Raw genomic sequence first — 19,812 nt, forward strand, 5'->3', positions numbered from 1 at the left:
TCAGTCGCCGTCGTCGCCGGTGCCGTCGGACTCGTCGCCCAGCACGGCGAAGTCCTGGTCCAGGTGCACGTCGACCTGCGTACCGTCGTCGAGGGTGACCTCGACCTCGTAGTACCCCTCCTCGTCGCCGACCTCGGTCCCGGTGACGGTGCCGCCGCCGGTGTCCTCGAGCGCCACCGCGCTCGCCCGCTCCAGCGCGTCGCCGGTGATGGGCCGCTCCTCGTCGTGCCGCGCCGACGCCACGCCCATGGCCGCGATCGCTCCGGCCACCGCCACGGCCGCCGCACCGGCGCCGATCCACCGCTTCGGGTGCCTCATGGTCCTCGCTCCTTCCGGGTGTTTGGCTCGGATGGATCGAGACTGCGCCCGGGGTGCTGAACCTGCGCTGAACGGTGGTTGGCTCCGACGTCGGGGGCTCCCCGTCCCCCTGCTGCCCATTCTCTTAGCCGCGGACACCCGCCTCAAGCGGACCGAATGGCGCTTCGCGCGGAGGGGACCGCTTGACCCGGGCACCCGCGGCCTAAGAACGGGCCAGCTATCAGGGGGACGGGGAGACCCTGGGCACGCCTCGCCGCCTCCGTGCCCGTTTCGTCCCGCTTTTGGTGGGCTGTGGACAGCGATGATCATCAACGATCGCGTACATCACCACGATTACCCGAGCCCCAACACGATTGCAGGCGTGTCGAGGCTCGGGTAAGCATGGTGGGCGGCCCAGAAAACCCCCCGAAACCCCACATCCTGGACCGCCACAATGTGTCAGGAGGGAGTTCTCCCCGCTATAGCGAGGAAAGTCCCTCCCGACACCGCCCCAGCCGAAACCTCACCAACACCGACCGTCGCCAGCACGGAACGCCCCACCCGTCGCCAGACTCCCCCCGTCCCCCTGATAGCTGCCCGTTCTTAGGCCCCGGGCGGGCGGGTCAAGCGGACCCCCACGGCGCGAAGCGCCACCAGGGGTCCGCTTGAGGCGACCGTTCGGGGCTAAGAACGGGCAGCTATCAGGGGGACGGGGCCACCCAACGCATCCACACGCGTCAGGGTCACCCGGCCGGCAGGCGAACGACCACCCGGGCCCCGCCAATCGAACTCGAGCCCACCTCGACGGTGCCGCCGTGGGCGCGGACCAGCTCGTCGACGATGGCGAGGCCGAGGCCGGCGCCGCCGGCGTCGCGGTCGCGGGCCTCGTCGAGGCGGACGAAGCGGCGCAGCACCCGGTCGCGGTCCTCCACCGCGATGCCGGGCCCGTCGTCCTCGACCGTGACGACGACGGCGCCGTCGCGCGCGGCCACCGACAGCCCGACCACGCCGGCCGCGTGCCGGGCGGCGTTGTCGCCGAGGTTGCGCAGGACTCGCCGCAGCGCACCCGCGTCCCCCGTGACCCGGGCCGCCGCGATCCCCGTCGTGTCGATCCGCAGCCCGGAACCACCCGAACGCAGCCGGGCGGCCTCCTCGAGGACGAGGTCGTCGACGTCCACCGGCGCCGACGCGAGCCGCAGGCGGTGCTCGTCGGCGCGCGCGAGCAGCAGCAGGTCCTCGACCAGGCGCTGCACCCGCAGGTCCTCGGCGAGCACGGTGGCGGCGAGGTCGGGGACCGTGGTCCGCCCGGGATGGGCCAGCGCGACCTCGGCGTGCTGGCGGATCGACGCGACCGGTGAACGCAGCTCGTGCGAGGCGTCGGAGACGAACTCGCGCTGCCGCGTCTGCGCGTGCTCCAGGCGGTCGAGCATGCGGTTCATGGTGCGGGCCAGCCGCGCGATCTCGTCGTGCCCGGCGTCGGGCACGCGGCGGTGCAGCTCGGCCGCGGAGATCGCGTCGACCTCCTCGCGCACGGCCTCGACGGGAGCGAGCGCCCGCCCCGCCGCCCACCAGGTCGTCACCGCCACGACCGCGAGGAGGACCGGCAGACCCACGCCGAGCAGCCGGGTCACGACGGCGGTGGCCTCGCCGACGTCGTCGGTGGACTGCCCGGCCACGACGGTCCGGTCGCCGGCGGCCACGGCGACCGCCAGCATGTCCTCGCCCGGCACGATGTCGACGTGTGCGGTGTCGCCCGGCCGGAGGTCGACGGCGTCCGCTCCGGCCACGTTCGGCGTCGCCGCCACCACCCGCCCACCGGTGTCGATCACCTGCGCGAACCCGTCGTCGTCGGCGATCAGGTGCGGGTCGGCGGCCGCGACGGTCGCGGCCCTGGCGCGCGCGGCGTCGGTGACCTGCTCGAGCAGCACGGACCGCATGACCAGCACCAGCGCCACCCCGCCGAGCAGCAGCGCGAGCCCCGCGACCAGCACCGCTCCCGCCGTCGTCCGCAGCCGGACCGAGCCCCGTCGACCGCGGCCGCCCGAACCAACCGGGCCGGAGTCATGCCCCGCCCCGGTAGGGAGGGTCCCCACCCTACGGGCGGGCACCGACAGACCCTCTCGACGAGCCGCTGCCGGACCGCCCGCCCGGCGCGCCGCCGTCGGCGGCCAGCCGGTAGCCGGCGCCCCGGATCGTCTCGATCGCGGCCCGCCCGAACGGCCGGTCCAGCTTCGTGCGCAGGTGCCCAACGTAGACCTCGACGATGTTCGGGTCGCCGTCGAACGCCTCGTCCCACACGTGCCGCAGGATCTCCGTCTTCGACAGCACCTCGCCGCGGCGGCGGAGCAGGAACTCCAGCACCGAGAACTCGCGAGCTGTCAGCTCCACCTCCTGGTCGCCCCGCCAGGCACGCCGCGCGCCGGGGTCGGCCCGCAGGTCTCCCGCCGTCAGCACGACCGGCCGTTCACGCAGGTCGCGGCGGAGCAGCGCCCGCAGCCGGGCCACCAGCACGTGGTGCGAGAACGGCTTGGTCAGGTAGTCGTCGGCGCCGGTGTCGAGGGCCTCGACCTCGTCCCACTCGCCGTCCTTGGCGGTGAGCACGAGGATCGGGGTCCACACGCCGCGCGAGCGCAGCCGCGCGCACACCTGGTAGCCGTTGAGGCCGGGCAGCATGAGGTCGAGCACGATCGCGTCGTACGGGGTCTCGGTGGCGAGCCAGAGCCCGTCGGTGCCGGTGCGGGCGACGTCGACCGCGAAGCCCTCGGCCTCGAGGCCCGCGCGGATCCCCGCGGCCAGCCGCCGTTCGTCCTCGACCACCAGGATCCGCATCGCTCACCTCCGGACCCGCCCATCGGATCCAATCCTGCTCCTCCTGCGACCGGGTCGCACCCCCGTCGCCGGGCAGTCGACGCCATGCCGTAGCCGGTGCGAACCCTGAGCGAACAACGGGCGACGACCATTGCCCGCGGGAACTCGGGCGAATCAGGGTGTTCCCGGCGGATGAAGGATCCCATTCGCCGGAAAGGTGCACATGTCGACGAGTCGGGTGGTTCGCGCGCTCGGAACCGGGGCCGTCGCGGCCCTCGTGGCGTCCGTCGCCGCGGTCCTCGTGCTCCTGACGGCCGCCGGCCCGGCCTCCGCTCACGTGCGCACGAGCGACGGCTGGTCGCAGGTGCGTTCCGACGGCGACCACGTCGACTGGCGGCTCAGCCTCGAGTACGAGATCCTCGCCCGCGCCATCGGCATGGGCACGGAGGCGATCGAGGCGCCCGACGACAGCAGCCGCCGCGCCGAGCTCGAGGAGCACCACGACCTCATCGAGACCTACCTCACCGACCGCGTGCTGATCTTCGTCGACGAGGTCGAGTGCACGCTGACGCTCGACGGCACCGACGTGGAGCAGCTGCCGGCCACCGACGCGACCGCGGAGGACATCCCGTACGCGGTGCTGCAGCTCGGCTTCGACTGCCACGGCGCCGCGTCGGGCCGGTACGCCGTCGACTACAGCGTCTTCTCCGGCGCCGGCTCCGATGCCGTCGTCGACGACCACACGAACACCGTCGACTACGACCTCGGCGGCGAGCGCGGCCGCGTCGTCCTCGACACCGCGCACCCCACCTTCAGCACCGGCGAGCAGTCCTTCGGCCAGTCCGCGCTGCGCTCCGTCGGTCTCGGCGCCGAGCGCATCCTCACCGGGCTGGACCACGCCCTGTTCGTCGCCGCGCTGGCGGTCGGCGCCACCGGCCTCGCGGCGCTGGCCCGCTCACTGGCCGTGTTCGCCGTCACCCACTGCGTCGCGATGCTCGCCGCCGTCGCCGGCTGGGTGAGCCTGCCGGCGCAGGTCGTCGGGCCGCTGGTGGCGCTGTCCATCGTGTACGTCGCCGCCACGAACGTCGTCGGGCCGGAGTCGCGCTGGCGGCTGCCCGTGGTCGGCGTGTTCGGCCTGCTGCACGGCGTCGCGTTCGCCGGCGAGCTCCGGTTCGAGCACGGCCTGAGCTGGGATCTGGTGACGTCGTACGCCGGGTTCAACCTCGGCATCGAGTTCGGGGTGGCCGTCCTGGCCGCCCTGGTGTTCCCGCTGGCCACCGTTGCCCGGCGGTACGCGTGGTTCTCGCTGGCCCACGTGGTGGCGGCCGCAGCCGCCGCTGTGACCGGGCTGGCGTGGTTCGTGCAACGACTGCTCTGACCCCGCAGGTGCCATCCCACCCGTCGAATGGAGACGAAGTGAGAACGCTCAGCGAACGCCTTTCCCCGGAGGCGCTCGGCCGTTATCGCCGCCCGGTGGCCGCGACCGTCGCCCTGCTCGTGGGCGTCGCGGTCGTCGGCCCGGTCGCGACCGTGGTCGCCGAGACGATCGCCGCGAACGCCGCACAGGTCAGCGGCGTCGTGTTCGAGGACAAGAACGGCAACGGCACCCAGGACGCCGGCGAGCCCGGCGTCGCCGGCGTCACCGTGTCCGACGGCGTGGCGCTGCTCGAGACCGACGCCGAGGGCCGCTACGAGCTGGAGATGGACGTCGACCGCCGTCTGACGGACATGGTGTTCATCACCCAGCCGGCCGGCTACGTGGTGGGGACCGACCAGTTCATGACGCCGAAGTTCTACCAGAGCTTCGGCCAGGTCGCGGCCGGCGAGACGCGGTCGGCGAACTTCGCGCTGACCCGCAAGCCCGGCAGCGAGGGCTCGGCGTTCTCGTTCGCCAACATCGCCGACCCGCACGTCAACCCGCAGCTGCCGGAGCAGATCCACGAGATCAACTCCACCTCGAACGACATCCCGTTCATCGCCGTCAGCGGTGACCTCACGAACAACGCCACCGACGCCGAGTTCACCACGTACAAGAACGCGACGGCCGGCTCCGAGATCCCGGTCTGGCCCGCGGTGGGCAACCACGAGTACTTCTCCGGCGGCGGCACCACGTACGCCGCGCGCATCGACAACTACCGCCGTCACGTCGGCCCGGAGTGGTACTCCTTCGACTACGGCAACCGGCACTTCCTGGTGCTCGAGAACAACGGCCAGGCGCCGTTCGACGAGCAGCTGAGCTGGATCCGCCGCGACCTCGAGGCCAACGTCGGCGACAAGGAGCTCGTCGTCCTGGCGCACCAGCCGATGAACGTGCCGTTCGGCTCGCCGTCGACCTACGACCAGTACGGCGACCTTTTCGAGCAGTACGACGCCGAGCTGATGCTCGTCGGCCACGAGCACTCCAACGACGTCGAGCCGAACAGCGACTTCGCGTCGTCGGCCAAGCACATCCAGACGGTGTCGAGCTCGTACACGATCGACAACGCGCCGCGCGGCTTCCGCTTCATCCACATGCGCGGCGACCAGTTCGAGAACCCGTTCCGCATGTACGGCGTCGACAAGGCGATCACGATCACCAGCCCGGCCCCGGGCAGCGAGGTCGGCGCCGACGGCAACCGCACCGGCTTCCCGGACATCCAGGTGAACGCCTACGACACCGCCGACGAGGTGACCCGCGTCCGGTACCGCATCGACAACGGCGCCTGGCGCCCGCTGAAGCCGTCGGGCGAGCTGACCTGGCACTCGGAGTTCATCGGCCGCGCCCCGGCACCCGGTGCGCACACCATCCAGGTCGAGGCGCTGAGCGAGGCCGGCGAGACCTGGACCGAGTCGGCGCAGTTCACCATGACGACCGAGCCGCTGGTGGCCCCGGTCGCCGGCGCCGACTGGAACCAGCACCACGGCGACTCCGGGCACTCCGGCGTGGCCTCCGACGTGGTCGACGCGGGCCTAGAGCTGGCGTGGAGCTACCGCACGCCGGGCACGTTCCTCACCGGCTCGCCCACCATCGTCGACGGCGTCATCTACGCCGGCACCCGCGACGAGAACGGTGACGGCAACGCCGCGCTGCACGCCGTCGACCTGGCCACGGGCGAGAAGCTGTGGGAGTACGAGGTCCCGTCGTCGGTCGTCGGCACCCCGGCCGTCCTCGGCGACAAGGTCTTCGTCGGCACGCTGCGCGCGCAGCTGTTCGCCGTCGACCGCGCCACCGGCGAGCTGGTCTGGCAGCGCGACACCGAGCCGGGCCAGGGCGACTTCAACCAGCGCGCCTACGGCTACTACTCCCCCGCCGTGGCCGACGGCAAGGTCTACTGGGCCTACCAGACCCGCTACGGCGCCGCGAACCGCGGCCTGCTCGTCGCGCTCGACCCCGAGGACGGCAGCGAGATCTGGGCGTCCGCGATGGCCGGCTCCACGATGAGCGACGGCACGCCGGCGATCGTCGACGGGAAGGTCTTCGTCGGCAGCCAGGACGCCGACGTCGTCCTCGCCTACGACGCCGAGACCGGCGCCCAGCAGTGGACGTCGGCGGCGACCCTCGGCGGCTGGCAGGACGGTGTCCCGTCCGCGGCCGACGGCCGGGTCTTCATCGGCGCGAACAACGGCATCATCGCCCGCGACGCCGAGACCGGCGCGACCCTGTGGAGCTACCGCAGCCCGCACGCCTCGCGGGTGTCCAGCGGCGCCACCCCGTCGGCTCCGGCCATCGACGGCGAGGTCGTCTACATGGGCTTCCCGAGCGGCGCGGTGACGGCGCTCAACGCCCGTACCGGCGCGGTGCTGTGGGATCGGCTGCTGCCGGGCGGCGGCACCTACACCGGCGGTGTGCTCTCCTCGCCGGTGGTCAGCGGCGAGACGGTCTTCGTCGGCGCCAACAACGGCTTCTTCTACGCGCTGGACAGCGTGACGGGGCAGCCGCTCTGGCAGTACGAGATCGGCACCTGGGTCGGCTCCGGCCCGGCGGTCAGCGGCAACACCGTCGTCGCCGGCGCCTGGGACGGCAACCTCTACGCCTTCACCCCGGGCGGCGAGGCGGCCGCGCGCTGGGCCCGCGTCAACGGCACGGTGACCGACGCCGGGACCGGCGCGCCGATCGCCGACGCCCGGGTCGTCGCCACCAACGGCAGCACCTCGCTGTCGACGACCACCGACTCGCAGGGCCACTACGTCATGGGCCTGGCGCCGGGGTCGTACACGCTGTCGACCGCCAAGCGGGCCTTCCTGCCCACCGCCGGCTCGACCACGCCGATCACCGTCGGCGCCACCGGCACCCAGACCGCGAACCTCGAGCTCGCCGAGGTGACCGGGCCGACGGCGGGCATGTCCACCGTCCCGCCGGACTACGGCTCGGGCAGCCCGCGTACCGACGCGGTCGCCGGCCAGCCGTACCACTTCACGATGAACAAGCGGATCCAGGCCACGATCTCCTCGCAGGCCTCCGCCAACAACCAGCCCGGCACGCTCGCCAAGGGCAGCCTCGGCGACATCTTCCTGCTCGACGGCACCGCTCAGGAGACGCTGGACTGGAGCGAGCTCATGCTGTCGCGGACGGCCGGCGGCCCGGGCACCCCGGATTGGAACCGTCCGAACGACTGGCTGAACATCACCGACATCGGCACCGACGGTGACGCCGTCGTCGCGTCCGGGTCGGCGAGGATCGACAGCAACCTCAAGACGACGCTGCGCTACCGCGCCCTCGGCGACGCGCCGGTCGTCAAGATCACGCTCGAGGTCGAGAACACCGGGGCGTCGGACTTCACCGGGTACTTCCAGTACCTGCTCGACCCGGACAGCGCCCAGGACGTCGCGTACGTCCCGGGCATCGCCGGGAACGACCCCGGCTACCGCACCTCCGGCTGGACCGACAACTTCGCCTACGTCGGCTCCACCACGGTGCGGCAGGTCCCGGCGCACGGCCTGGCCTGGCTCGAGGACGAACCGTACGCGATCAGCGGCTTCGGCTACGTCACCGGCACCTGGTTCGACGCGAGCGTCGGCGCCGGGGACACCAAGGAGATCAGCTGGTACCACATCACCGACTACCCGGGTGCCGGGCACTTCTCCTCGAACATCGCCGCGTGGGCCGACCAGCTCGACCTGCTCGACGACGAGGTGGCCGACAAGTCCCGCGTGGGCGGCACGGTGACCCAGGCCGACACCACCGCCCCGGCCGCGGGCGTGCTGGTCGAGGCGCTGAACGCCGGTGGCACCGTCGTCGGCTCGGCCCGGACCGCCGCCAACGGCAGCTACCTGATGGCGCTGGACCCCGGCACGTACACGCTGCGGGTGGCGACGCTGGGCTACGCGACGGCGTCCGTCCCGGCGACGGTGACCGACGGCGGCACGGCGACGGCGAACATCGCGCTCCAGCCGGTGAGCGTCCTCGCCAGCACCGGGCGGCAGATCTCCGGCGGCACCGTCGAAGGCGGGCTGCAGGACATCGTCATGGAGAACAGCAAGCTCGCCATCACCATCTCGAAGGTGTACAACGACGGCCAGCTGCCGAACTCCACCGTCGGCAAGCCGATCGACCTCGCCGTCCGCGGCCGGGCCGACCAGCTGGACTGGCTGAACCTGCCGTACATCGTCAACGACGAGCCGACCGGCACCGAGGCCTGGCAGAAGACGACCGTCCGGAGCTCGAACGTCGAGATCGTCCAGGCGACGGGCGACTCGGCGGTCGTGCGCACCACCGGCACGTCCTCGGAGCACCCGGGCGTGAACATCTCGACCACGTACACGATCCGCCCCGGCCAGGAGTGGGTGCAGGCGTCGACGGTGTTCACCAACAACGGGACGTCGGACCTGAACGTCTGGGTCGGCGACGCCATGGACTGGGACGGCGCCGGCCAGCGCATCGGCGTCCCCGGCCACGGGGTCATCACGACGCCGTACGAGAGCCCCGCCGAGTACGCTCCGGCCGGGCGGTGGATCGGTGCCGCCGGCAACGACCCGCAGACGTACGGGGTCATCTACGAGGGCGACGACGAGTTCTCGGCCTACGGCAACGGGAACTGGGTCATGAGCCGGTTCCAGGTCGAGATCCCGGCCGGGCAGAGCTACACGCTCGACCGGCGGGTGGTCGCGATCGCCAACGGCGGCGCCGCCAACCCGTTCGCCGTGCTCGACCAGCTGGCCGCGGAGTGACCCTCTGACGACCCGCTAGCGCGCATCATCCGTCCCCGTCATCCGGCTCCGGCCGGGTGGCGGGGACGGCCTCGTTCCGGGTCCGATTCGCCCCTTTGATGAGAGGGTCCCAGCCCTCCGATGAGGTCTCGATGAGAACGCTCTCAACAAGGGCTCCTGCGCTGGAATTCGGCCGCTGGCCAGGACAGATTGATGCTGAGCCCGGTCGGACGGGACCGGCTCGCAGGTCCACCCGACACGAGGGAGTTCAGCCATGCGTTCCAGCAAGATCAGCCTCGCCGCGGCCCTCACCGCGGCCGCCGGCCTGACCGGCGCCGGGGTCGCGCTCGCGGCGCCCGCGACGGCGGCGGTCGACTCCGTGGTCGTCCAGACCGACGACGACGGCGGAGACGACGACGGGGGTGGCGACGACGACGGTGACGACGACGGCTCGGGCGACGACGGTGGCTCGGGCGACGACGACGGCGACGACGGTCACGGTGACGACGGTGCCGGCGACGACGACGGCGGCTCCGGCGGTGACGACGACGGTGGCGACGATGACGGCAACGGCGCCGGCGGGTCCGGTGACGACGACGGTCACGGAGACGACGACGGCAACGGCGGCTCGGGTGGTGCCGGCGGTGGCGGTGGCGCCGGTGGCGGCGGCGGTGACGACGACGGCAACGGTGGCGACGACGACGGTGACGACGGCCAGGCCCCGAGCGGCGGCGTGAACACCGGCGTCAGCACCAGCGACGACGACGGCGGTGACGATGACGGTGGCGACGACGACGGCGGCCAGGCGCCCAGCGGCGGCGTCGACACCGGCTCCGGCAGCACGTCCGGCAACGACCTCGGCTGGCTGGCGCCGGGCGCGCTGGTCGGCCTCGCCACGATCGGCGGCGCCGGTCTGGTGTGGCGTCGCTTCCGGACCGAGAGCTGAACGGGACGGCTCCCGTTCTCCGCACCCGTGGTGACCGCCGGCTCGGGCGGCCGGCGGTCACCACGGCCCTCGCCGTCCTGACGGCGACGTGCCTGCTGACGGCCGGGTGCGGCGGCGCGGACCAGCCCTCCGCCGGCTCGACCACACCGGCGGCCGAGGTGTCGCCGTCGAGCGAGCCGACGACCCCGGCACCCACCCCGACCCCCACGCCCACCCCGACCCCGACGCTCACGCAGGCCGCGGCGCCCGAACTGGCCGACCCGGTCGCCGTCGCCGTCCCGGCCGTCGGCATCGACACGAACATCGTGCCGATCGCCGTCGACGCGCAGAACGTGCTCGTCCCGCCGCCGTACGGTGACGCCGGCTGGTGGCAGGAGGGCCCGGAGCCGGGCGAGCTCGGCGCCGCGGTGATCGCCGGTCATCTCGACAGCCGCGACGGGCCGGACGTGTTCTACCGGCTCGGCGAGGTCGCGCCGGGCGACGAGATCGTCGTGACCCTGGCCGACGGCGGCACGTCGGCGTTCCGGGTGGTCGACGTCGGTCAGTACTCGCAGGACGAGTTCCCGACGGAGGCGGTGTACGGCGGACCCGACGATCGTCCGCTGCTGCGCCTGATCACCTGCGGGGGCGAGTACGACCGCGGGCTCGGCCGCTACCGCGACAACGTGGTGGTCTTCGCCGAGCCGGCCTGACCGATCGCCGGGCGCGCACCGTCGCGCCCGGCGCTCGGCCGCTCTAGGATTGGGACAATCCACTCGGGGGAGGCCACCATGCGGGTGCGCGCACTGGTCGTCCTGCTCGCTTCGACGGCTGCGGCCACCGGCTGCGGCGCCAGCGCCACCGGGCCGTCCACCAGCGACGGCGAGGCCGCCTGCGCCGCACCGTTCACCACGGTCGACGAGCCCACGGTCGCACCCGGCCAGACCGTCGAGGTCACTGCCGAGGGTCTCTGGTCCAGCTGTCGCGACCACGGCGCGAGCGCCGAGGACGGTCCCGTCGTCTACTCCGACCCCGAGCCCACGCCGCTCACCGCACAAGTGGTGCGGTTCACCCAGGGCGGCACGGACGTCGAGCTGGCCGTCGTCGACACCGGCACAGACGCCTCGATCGAGGTCGACGTCACCATCCCGGCCGATGCCGAGCCCGGGCCGGCCGAGATCGCCGTCGGCCGTGCGGATCCGGCAGCCGTCACCGTCGGCCCCGGGGCAGCGTCGCCGCGTACATCTGGGTGAACCGCTCCATCGCGGCGTCCACGCCGGCGCGGTCGCCGGTGGCGAGCAGGTCGAGCAGCAGCCCGCGGGCGACGGCCAGGCCCAGCCGCGCCTGCGACCGGGCGGCCTCGGGCGCGAACCCGAGCTGCTCCAGCGGCTGAGCGAGCGCCGTCACCCAGGTGTCGACGATGCCGTCGAGCAGCGGCAGCGCGGCCGGGTCACCCTGCAGTGCGCGGCCGTAGAGCTCGAAGAAGAGCCGCTCGTGCGGCCACAGCTCGGGGTCGGCGAGCCGGGCCCAGAACCGGCGCGCCGCCTCGATGGGGTCGCCCTCGACCGCCGTCAGCTCGGCCAGAAGGTCGCGCTGCCGGTCCTCCATGGTGCGGACGACCTCGACGAACAGCCCCTCCTTCGAGCCGAAGTGGTAGATCAGCATGCGGTGGCTGGTGCCGAGCGCCGCCGCGATCTCGCGCAGGCTCCGCTCGCCGACCCCGTTCGCCGCCACGTAGTCGACCGCCGCCCGCAGCAGCCGCTCCTTGCCGCCACCCGCCTCCGCCATGCTCCGATCCTAGCTGTACCATTTGGTACATGGGTGTCCAACGCATTGACGTCTCCGCTACCACGACGGCTCCGGCCGCCCTCGTCCACGCCCTGCTGCGCGACGGTGCCAGCTGGCCCACGTGGTCCCCCATCGGCTCCTTCGAGCTCGAGTCGCCCGGCCCCGACGGCGGCGAGTCGGTCGGAGCGGTCCGAGTGTTCCGCACCGGCCGGGTCACCAGCCGCGAGCGGATCGCCGAGGTGGTCCCGGACCGGCGGTTCAGCTACACGCTGGTGTCGGGCCTCGCCACCAAGGACTACCGCGCCGACATCGACCTCACCGAGGGCCCCGGCGGCACGACGGTGCGCTGGCACTCGTCGTTCCGCGCCAAGGTTCCCGGCCTCGGCGGGGTCTACCGCCGCTCCCTCACGTCCTTCATCCGGCAGTGCGTAGACGGCCTGGCCGCCCACGCCACCGCACAGGCGGAGGCGCACCCTCGGCCGTGACGTATTCCCGTCACGTCCGGTTCTCGCCACCTCCCGGACGGTGACCGCGCGCGGGGGCGGGCCCGACACTGATCCGGACCACCCGACACCGCGAGCACCCCCGGGAGTCCGTGATGCGCCGCCGCCCGCCCACCGCCGCACTCCTCGCCGTCGCACTGCCCGGGGTGCTGGCGCTGTCGCCGGCCGCGGCGACGCCGGCCGCCTCCCCCGCGCCCGTCGCCCCGCCGGTACTCGCGAGCGCGCCCGTCGCCCGCACCACGACCGCCGACCTCACGCTGCTCACCGGCCACGTGATCCGGGTCGGCCGGGCGCCGGACGGCCAGCAGTCCGCGACGGTACTGAGTGTCCCCGAGGGCGCGGACGGGAACGTGCTGACCTTCACCGACGACAGCGACCTGCACGTCGTTCCCCGCGAGGCGCTGCCGCTGCTGCACGCCGACCGGCTGGACGGCCGGCTGTTCAACGTCACGGACCTGGTCGCCGACGGGTACACCGACGCCGATCGTGACGGCATCCCGCTGCTGGTCGGCGGCTCGAACACGGCCACCTCGGCCACCGCGGCCACCGCGGCGACCGCCCGGGCGACCGCCGGCGTCAGCGGCGTCCAGGTCTTCGACAGCGCCGGCGTCACGGCCCTGACCGTCGGCAAGGACGAGGCCGCGGCGTTCTGGCAGGCGGCCATCGATGGCCCCGCCACGCTGGCCGCGGGCGGGAAGATCTGGCTCGACGGTCCCGTGCGGGCGCGGCTGGACCGCAGCGTCCCACTGGTGCGCGCGCCCGAGGCGTGGGCCCAGGGGTACGACGGCGACGGCGTCACCGTCGCGGTGCTCGACACCGGGTACGACCCCGCACACCCCGACCTCGCCGGACTGGTCGCCGAGGCGCGGAGCTTCGACGAGACGGGCTCGGCGGTCGACGGGCACGGGCACGGCACCCACGTGGCGGCCACCGTCGCGGGCAGCGGCGCGGCCTCGGACGGCACCCGCCGCGGCGTCGCGCCTGGCGCCCGGCTGCTGGTCGGCAAGGTGCTCGACGACTCCGGCCAGGGCCAGGAGTCGTGGCTGCTGGCCGGCATGCAGTGGGCCGCGCGCAGCGGTGCCGACATCGTGAACATGAGCCTCGGCGGCGGTCCGAGCGACGGCAGCGACCCGCTCAGCCAGGCCGTGAACGACCTCACCGCCGAGACCGGCGCGCTGTTCGTCGTCGCCGCCGGCAACTCGGGGCCGTCGGCCGGCACCGTCGACACCCCGGGAGCCGCCGACGCCGCGCTCACCGTCGGCAACACGACGCTCGACGACGTCGTGAACGAGGGCTCGAGCCGCGGCCCACGCCTCGGCGACCACGCCGTGAAGCCGGAGCTGGCCGCGCCGGGCACCGACATCGTCGCGGCGCGGGCGGCCGGCACCTCACTGGGCGCCCCCGTCGACGAGCACTACACCTCGGTCACGGGGACCTCGATGGCCACGCCGCACGTCGCCGGCGCGGCCGCCATCGTGGCCCAGCGGCACCCGGACTGGACGCCCGCCCGGCTGAAGGCGGCGCTCGTCGGCCACGCCCATCCGCTGCCGGGCGGGACGGTGTTCGACCGCGGCGCCGGGCGGCTCGACGTCGCGGCCGCGCTGGAGGCCACCGTCACCGCCGAGCCGAGCACGCTGGCGTTCGGGTTCCTATCCTGGCCGAACGAGGGCGCGGCGCCGATCGTGCGCACCGTCACCTACCGCAACGAGGGCAGTGCGGCGGCGACGCTCGACCTCGCCGTCGACGGCGGCGCCGCAGCGGTCACCGTCGAGCCGGAAGCGCTCACCGTCCCGCCTGGCGGCACCGCATCCGCCGTCGTCACCGTCGATCCCGAGCTGGTCGGACCCGGCGACCTCGGCGGCCTGCTCCTCGCCACGATGGGCGACGGCGACACCGTCCGCACCCCGTGGTCGTACGGCGAGGAGAGCGAGCACTACACGCTCACCCTCGACGCCACCGGCCGCGACGGCGAGCGCTCGGCCGGCTGGGCGATGCTGTGGAGCGAGGCGATGGGCTTCTACTACTACGGCGTCTCGCTCGACGGGACCGGGCCCGAGCAGGTGCGGCTGCCCGCCGACGACTACATGGTCATCGGTGCGTCGACGGTGTACGAGGACGGCTACCGGGTGGTCGAGGAGACGCTCGGCGGCGATCCCGAGCTGTCGCTGACCGCGGACACCACGCTCACGTTCGACGCCCGCGACGGCGACCCGCTCGTGTTCGACACGCCGCGCCCGTCGACGCCCGCGCAGGTGCAGCTGGGCTGGACCCGCTGGTACGAGAGCGGCGCGAGCATGGACGGCTGGGCGCACTACGACAACGGCGTGCCGAAGCTGGCGATCGCTTCCAGCGAGCCGGTGACCGAGGGCCGGTTCGAGTTCGTGGCCGGCGGGCGGCTGACCGCCCCGGGCACGCCGGTCGAGCGGACGCCCTACCTGTACGACCTGCTGCTGCCGACCCAGGACCGACTGCCGGCGTCCGGGACGTTCACGGTGGACTCCGGCGACCTGGCGCGCATCGACACGACGTTCGTCGGCGTCGGCTCCGAGGGGCGTGCGTCGTACGAGGTCCGCGAGGGCTTCTCGGCGCTGGCGACCAGCCGGGTCAAGGGCGTGAACATGGTCCATGCGGCCGGGCCGCGCACCGACTGGGTCTCCGCCAACGGGACCGCCTGGCAGTCGATGGTGACGCTGCCGCACGACGGCGGCCTCGAGGTCCCCGTCATGTTCGACAACCACCGCACGTACGCGCCCGGGAGCCGGCACGACACCCGCTGGTGGGGCGCGCCGTACTCGGCCGGCACCGACTCGGTCTTCTCCATCACCGATGCCTACCGCAGCGGCGACGAGCTCAACGTGCTGCTGCGCGACTACCAGGACGGCGAGGCCGACCACTGGGGCGACTCGTACCTCAACGAGGACGGGCTGGCGTCGGTCCGCAGCCGCCTCTACGCCGACGGCGTCCTGCTCGCCGACGAGCCGCGCGGCAGCCTGACCGTGAGCGGCCTGTCACCGGAGCCGGCGACGTACCGGCTCGTGCACAGCGTCGCGCGCACCGGCCCGACGTGGACCAGCTCCGCGTACAGCGAGTCGGACTGGACGTTTCGCTCCGCTCACTCTCCGGCGGGCGAGTGGCCGCCGGCCGGCATCCCGCTGCTGGACGTCAACTGGACGGTGCCGACGGACGCGCAGAACGTGGCGCCCGGAGGCTCGAGGTTCACGGTGGAGCTGCACGCCCGGCACGTGCGCGACCTCCCCGCGGCCCCGATCGAGGACGTCCGCGTCTCCGTCTCCTACGACGACGGCGCCACCTGGAAGCGGGTGCCGCTCCTTCCCCGCCGCGGCGACCACTACACGGCGATCCTCGTGCACCCGGCGGCCACCCGGACCAGCGGTTGGGTCTCCCTGCGAGCGGAGGTGACCGACGCCGACGGCGCGACGCTGAAGCAGACGACGATCCGCGCCTACGCCCTCGACTGACCGGCTCCCCGGCGCGACCCGGCCCCCAAGTTGATCTCGGAGTTTTCGGGTTATCTATCGGACAATTCGCCGGCCCGCAATTGCCCCGAAACTCCAAGATCAACTTGGGCGTAGGCGTGGTGCGGGGCGGGGAACGAGCCGCCCGGCGAAGCGGCTACTCGACCTCGTTGCGGACCAGGGCGACGGCGGCGTCGACGCGGGCCTTGGTCTCGGGGTCGCGCAGGTCGAGGCCGGAGTCGACGGCGGCGGTCCAGACGATCTCGTCGGCCGCGGTGCGGCGGCCCGTCACCCGGACACCGCGGCGGCCGTCGACGGCGATGTGGCGGCTGATGATGACGCTCTGGGTGACCTGTTCGCGCACGACGTCGACGAGGCGTTGCGGGGACTCGAGCGCCACCCGGTGCCGCGCACGACGCCCGCGCGCGTCGGGGACCTCGGTGACGACGAGCAGTTCGGCGTCGCCGTCCCAGGAGGCGGTCTCGACGCGGCTCCACTCGACCGCAGTGTCGCGCAGCCGCAACCGGTGCGTCGTCGCGACGACCTCGCCGTCGGGGCCGGCGGCCGCGGCGAGCACGCGCTCGCCCTTCTCGAGGCCGTCGATCTGACCGGGTCCACGCCGCCGCAGCTTCACGCCCCCAAGCCTAGTCAGCCGAGGTAGTCGCGCAGCTCGCTGGCCCACTCGTTGCGCCGCAGCTTGGTGAGGGTGCGGTGCTCGATCTGCCGGACCCGCTCGCGGGTGACACCGAACTCGCGGCCGACCTCTTCGAGGGTGCGGGTGCGGCCGTCGTGCAGGCCGTAGCGGAGCCGCACCACCATCTTCTCGCGCTCGCTGAGACCGTCGAGGACCTGCTCGACCTGGTCGCGCAGGAGGAGCTGGGCGACCAGCTCCTCGGGGCTCAGCTCGTCGGTGTCCTCGACGAAGTCGCCGAACACGTTCTCGGCCGACTCGCCGACCGGGAGCTGCAGGCTGACCGGCTCCTCGGCGTACGAGAGCAGCTCGACGACGCGGTCGGCGGTCAGCGAGGTGGCGGCGGCCAGCTCCTCGACGGACGGGTCGCGAGCCTGTGACTGCGACATGGCCCGCAGCACCCGCAGCACCCGGTTGAGCTCGTCGACGACGTGGACGGGGAGGCGGATGGTGCGGCCCTGCTCGGCCAGCGCCCGGCTGATGGCCTGGCGGATCCACCAGGTGGCGTACGTGGAGAACTTGAAGCCGCGTGCGTGGTCGAACCGTTCTACGGCGCGAATGAGGCCGACGTTGCCCTCCTGGATGAGGTCGAGCAGCGGCAGTCCGCGCCGGGTGTAGCGGCGGGCGATCGAGACGACGAGGCGCAGGTTGGCCTCGATGAGGGCGCCCTTGGCCTGCCGGCCGAGCCGCACGAGCTCGACCAGGGCCTCGTGGTCGGGCCCAGGCGCAGGCCCGGGACCGGGGCCTGGGCCGGACGTGAGCCGGTCCTCGGCCAGCAGCCCGGCCTCGACGGCCCGCGCGAGCCGGACCTCGTCGGTGGCGCTGAGCAGCGGGATGCGGCCGATCTCGCGGAGGTAGCGGCGGGTGAGGTCGGTGCCGCCACCGTCGTCGTACGAGGTCCGCCGCAGCGGCGGGACGGGTGGCTCGTCGTCGTCGACGACGGCTGCGGGCGCAGCATCGCCCGGTCTGCTGGTCTCAGGAAGATCGCCGTCCGGCCGCCCACGCTGGGACGGCAGTGCGCGACCCTCCGCCCTCGATCGGACCACCGGCACCACCTCGGTCCACCAAGTGTGCCCTGCCGACACGGCCCGCAGCTACCCTTTCGCCGAGACGAATGATCAACGGGGAGTGACGATCCCGGACCGGACCGCCACTCCCCGTCGATCGCAGGGCGTCTGCCGCCTCAGCGCATGCGCAGCTCGCTGAGGTACCGGTAGCCGACCTCCGCCGTCTGCAGCGGGGTGACGTCCGGGGTGTCGTTCTCGACGATGTACTCCAGCACGCGGTGCGCGCGGAAGATCTTCGCGAAGTCGATGTGCCCGGTGCCGAGGTCGGCCATGTCGCCGCCGTTCAGGTGCCGGTCCTTGACGTGGTACTGCAGCGTGCGCTGCCGTGCCTCGTCGATGACGTCGATGGCGAACTGCTCGGACTGCGCGACCGGGACGCCGCTGTTGATGCCGCCGGTCACCGCCCAGTAGAGGTCGACCTCGAGGTGGACCAGCTTCGGGTCCAGCTCCGACGTCAGCACCTCCCACGGGGTCACGCCGCCGCCGAGGTCGGTCGTGAACTCGTGGGCGTGGTTGTGGTAGCCGTAGCGCAGGCCGTACCGCCGCGCCAGCGCCGCCTCCTCGTTCATCTGCTCGGCCCACAGCTGCCAGTCGGACAGGCTGTCCGACTGCAGGAACGGGACGACGATGAACCGCTGCCCCAGCGTGGCGGCGTTCTCGAGCTTCGTCTCCAGCGACGCGCGGTCGGGGCTGATGCCGTCGTGGCTCGACGAGCACGAGATGCCGATCTCGTCGTAGAAGTCGCGCAGCTGCTCGGCGGTGCGGCCGAAGTAGCCGAGCGCCTGCTCGACCTTGGTGTAGCCGTAGTCGGCGATGGAGCGCAGCGTGGAGTCGAACAGCGCACCGGGGGCCAGCGCGTCACGCACCGTCCACAGCTGGATGCTGATCGCGCCGCGCGGCACGATCTTGCGGCCCGTGGGCCTGGCGTCGGCCGAGGCGGGCACCGCGCCGGCGAGACCGCCGGCCAGCACACCGCCGGCCGCGGCGGCGGCGCCGAGCAGGAAGCGGCGCCGGCCCAGACCGCGCCGGGCCAGCGAGTCGTCCAGGGCCCGGTCGCCGTCGTATCCGTAACACATCGTCGTGCTCCTTTCCGGGGGGATGGTGCGGTACTGCTGCGGAGGTCTAGTCCGTGGAGCTGAAGGCCGCGTCGAACGCCGCCTCGGGGGCGTCGAACAGGCGGGACTTCACGAACTCGAGGGCCTCGGGGGCGCCCCGGAGCCGGTCCATGCCCGCGTCCTCCCACTCGACGGAGATGGGGCCGTCGTAGCCGATGGCGTTGAGCATCCGGAACGACTGCTCCCACGGAACGTCGCCGTGGCCGGTGGAGACGAAGTCCCAGCCGCGCCGCGGGTCCGCCCACGGCAGGTGCGAGCTGAGCCGGCCGTTGCGGCCGTTGCCGAGCTGCTTCTTCGTGTCCTTGCAGTCGACGTGGTAGATGCGGTCGCGGAAGTCCCACAGGAACGCGACGGGGTCGAGGTCCTGCCACACCATGTGGCTGGGGTCCCAGTTGAGGCCGAACGCCTCGCGGTGCCCGATGGCCTCGAGCGTCTTCACCGTCGTCCAGTAGTCGTAGGCGATCTCCGACGGGTGGACCTCGTGGGCGAACCGCACGCCGACCTCGTCGTACACGTCGAGGATCGGGTTCCAGCGGTCGGCGAAGTCGCGGTACCCGGCCTCGATCATGTCGTCCGACGCCGGCGGGAACATGGCGACGTACTTCCAGATGGCCGAGCCGGTGAAGCCGACGACGGTGTTCACGCCGAGCCGGGCGGCCGCGCGCGCCGTCACCTTCATCTCCTCGGCGGCGCGCTGGCGCACGCCCTCGGGCTCACCGTCGCCCCAGATGCGGTCCGGCAGGATCGCCCGGTGCCGCTGGTCGATGGGGTCGTCGCAGACGGCCTGCCCCTTGAGGTGGTTGGAGATCGTCCAGACCTTCAGACCGTTCTTCTCGAGGATGTCCTGCCGCGACTTCACATACGCGTCGTCCTCGGCGGCGCGCCAGACGTCGAGGTGGTCGCCCCAGCAGGCGATCTCGAGGCCGTCGTAGCCCCACTCGCCGGCCAGCCGGGCCACCTCCTCGAACGGCAGGTCGGCCCACTGCCCGGTGAAGAGGGTGATCGGTCGTGCCATC

15 protein-coding genes are annotated in these 19,812 nt (G+C 73.0%); 7 read left to right on the forward strand and 8 right to left on the reverse strand.

The annotated features are described in order from the left end of the window. The 3 genes from HD601_RS32090 to HD601_RS32100 form a co-directional block, all read right to left on the reverse strand. Nucleotides 1-318 carry a PepSY domain-containing protein gene (locus HD601_RS32090; protein WP_184828986.1) on the reverse strand — a complete coding sequence of 106 codons (318 nt, stop codon included), beginning with the start codon at nt 316-318 and terminating at the stop codon, nt 1-3. A gap of 722 nt (nt 319-1,040) precedes the next feature. Then, nucleotides 1,041-2,288, reverse strand: a complete 1,248-nt coding sequence (locus tag HD601_RS32095; protein ID WP_221441487.1) for an ATP-binding protein — start codon at nt 2,286-2,288, stop codon at nt 1,041-1,043. 103 nt (nt 2,289-2,391) lie between these two features. Beyond that, on the reverse strand, nt 2,392-3,126 hold the full coding sequence (locus HD601_RS32100) for a response regulator transcription factor (RefSeq protein WP_184828988.1): 735 nt from the start codon (nt 3,124-3,126) through the stop codon (nt 2,392-2,394). 202 nt (nt 3,127-3,328) lie between these two features. On the opposite strand from HD601_RS32100, the gene HD601_RS32105 reads away from it, so the two are divergent. The 5 genes from HD601_RS32105 to HD601_RS32125 all read left to right on the forward strand — a co-directional run bounded on the left by HD601_RS32105 (nt 3,329) and on the right by HD601_RS32125 (nt 11,409). Then, nucleotides 3,329-4,483 carry a HupE/UreJ family protein gene (locus HD601_RS32105; protein WP_184828990.1) on the forward strand — a complete coding sequence of 385 codons (1,155 nt, stop codon included), beginning with the start codon at nt 3,329-3,331 and terminating at the stop codon, nt 4,481-4,483. A 95-nt stretch (nt 4,484-4,578) separates the two neighbouring features. Next, on the forward strand, nt 4,579-9,252 hold the full coding sequence (locus HD601_RS32110) for an outer membrane protein assembly factor BamB family protein (RefSeq protein WP_184828992.1): 4,674 nt from the start codon (nt 4,579-4,581) through the stop codon (nt 9,250-9,252). A gap of 253 nt (nt 9,253-9,505) precedes the next feature. Then, entirely contained in the window at nt 9,506-10,177 is a 672-nt protein-coding gene (locus tag HD601_RS32115; protein ID WP_184828994.1) for a hypothetical protein, read from the forward strand. Continuing rightward, nucleotides 10,150-10,869 carry a sortase domain-containing protein gene (locus tag HD601_RS36165; RefSeq protein WP_184828996.1) on the forward strand — a complete coding sequence of 240 codons (720 nt, stop codon included), beginning with the start codon at nt 10,150-10,152 and terminating at the stop codon, nt 10,867-10,869. The genes HD601_RS32115 and HD601_RS36165 overlap by 28 nt, the downstream gene beginning before the upstream one ends. 78 nt (nt 10,870-10,947) lie before the next feature. Beyond that, entirely contained in the window at nt 10,948-11,409 is a 462-nt protein-coding gene (locus HD601_RS32125) for a hypothetical protein (RefSeq protein WP_184828998.1), read from the forward strand. On the opposite strand, the gene HD601_RS32130 is transcribed toward HD601_RS32125, so the two are convergent. After that, nucleotides 11,366-11,944 carry a TetR/AcrR family transcriptional regulator gene (locus tag HD601_RS32130; RefSeq protein WP_184829000.1) on the reverse strand — a complete coding sequence of 193 codons (579 nt, stop codon included), beginning with the start codon at nt 11,942-11,944 and terminating at the stop codon, nt 11,366-11,368. The two genes, HD601_RS32125 and HD601_RS32130, sit on opposite strands and share 44 nt — an antisense overlap. A 29-nt stretch (nt 11,945-11,973) precedes the next feature. Between HD601_RS32130 and HD601_RS32135 the strand changes: the two genes are divergently transcribed. Beyond that, on the forward strand, nt 11,974-12,429 hold the full coding sequence (locus HD601_RS32135; protein ID WP_184829002.1) for an SRPBCC family protein: 456 nt from the start codon (nt 11,974-11,976) through the stop codon (nt 12,427-12,429). 113 nt (nt 12,430-12,542) lie between these two features. Further along, nucleotides 12,543-15,926 (forward strand): S8 family peptidase, encoded by a 3,384-nt coding sequence (locus tag HD601_RS32140; protein WP_184829004.1) that lies wholly within the window; start codon nt 12,543-12,545, stop codon nt 15,924-15,926. A gap of 154 nt (nt 15,927-16,080) precedes the next feature. On the opposite strand, the gene HD601_RS32145 is transcribed toward HD601_RS32140, so the two are convergent. From HD601_RS32145 to HD601_RS32160, 4 genes are all read right to left on the reverse strand, one after another. Beyond that, complete coding sequence (locus HD601_RS32145; protein WP_184829006.1) at nt 16,081-16,557, reverse strand: hypothetical protein; 477 nt, start codon at nt 16,555-16,557, stop codon at nt 16,081-16,083. A gap of 14 nt (nt 16,558-16,571) precedes the next feature. Next, complete coding sequence (locus HD601_RS32150; RefSeq protein ID WP_246402432.1) at nt 16,572-17,630, reverse strand: sigma-70 family RNA polymerase sigma factor; 1,059 nt, start codon at nt 17,628-17,630, stop codon at nt 16,572-16,574. 167 nt (nt 17,631-17,797) lie between these two features. After that, entirely contained in the window at nt 17,798-18,757 is a 960-nt protein-coding gene (locus HD601_RS32155; RefSeq protein WP_184829008.1) for a sugar phosphate isomerase/epimerase family protein, read from the reverse strand. Between the two features lie 46 nt (nt 18,758-18,803). Continuing rightward, a complete protein-coding gene (locus HD601_RS32160) occupies nt 18,804-19,811 on the reverse strand; it encodes a sugar phosphate isomerase/epimerase family protein (RefSeq protein ID WP_184829010.1) in 1,008 nt (335 codons plus the stop codon). Between the last annotated feature and the right edge of the window lies 1 nt (nt 19,812).

The sequence above is a fragment of the Jiangella mangrovi genome (genome assembly GCF_014204975.1).
Classification (GTDB): domain Bacteria; phylum Actinomycetota; class Actinomycetes; order Jiangellales; family Jiangellaceae; genus Jiangella; species Jiangella mangrovi.

Excerpts from the sequence above, each read along its gene's own strand:
- HD601_RS32160 (WP_184829010.1), bottom strand. The coding sequence starts at position 19,811 with ATGGCACGACCGATCACCCTCTTCACCGGGCAGTGGGCCGACCTGCCG.
- HD601_RS32125 (WP_184828998.1), top strand. The coding sequence starts at position 10,948 with ATGCGGGTGCGCGCACTGGTCGTCCTGCTCGCTTCGACGGCTGCGGCC.
- HD601_RS32105 (WP_184828990.1), top strand. The coding sequence starts at position 3,329 with ATGTCGACGAGTCGGGTGGTTCGCGCGCTCGGAACCGGGGCCGTCGCG.
- HD601_RS32100 (WP_184828988.1), bottom strand. The coding sequence starts at position 3,126 with ATGCGGATCCTGGTGGTCGAGGACGAACGGCGGCTGGCCGCGGGGATC.
- HD601_RS32155 (WP_184829008.1), bottom strand. The coding sequence starts at position 18,757 with ATGTGTTACGGATACGACGGCGACCGGGCCCTGGACGACTCGCTGGCC.
- HD601_RS32115 (WP_184828994.1), top strand. The coding sequence starts at position 9,506 with ATGCGTTCCAGCAAGATCAGCCTCGCCGCGGCCCTCACCGCGGCCGCC.
- HD601_RS32140 (WP_184829004.1), top strand. The coding sequence starts at position 12,543 with ATGCGCCGCCGCCCGCCCACCGCCGCACTCCTCGCCGTCGCACTGCCC.
- HD601_RS32130 (WP_184829000.1), bottom strand. The coding sequence starts at position 11,944 with ATGGCGGAGGCGGGTGGCGGCAAGGAGCGGCTGCTGCGGGCGGCGGTC.
- HD601_RS32135 (WP_184829002.1), top strand. The coding sequence starts at position 11,974 with ATGGGTGTCCAACGCATTGACGTCTCCGCTACCACGACGGCTCCGGCC.
- HD601_RS32090 (WP_184828986.1), bottom strand. The coding sequence starts at position 318 with ATGAGGCACCCGAAGCGGTGGATCGGCGCCGGTGCGGCGGCCGTGGCG.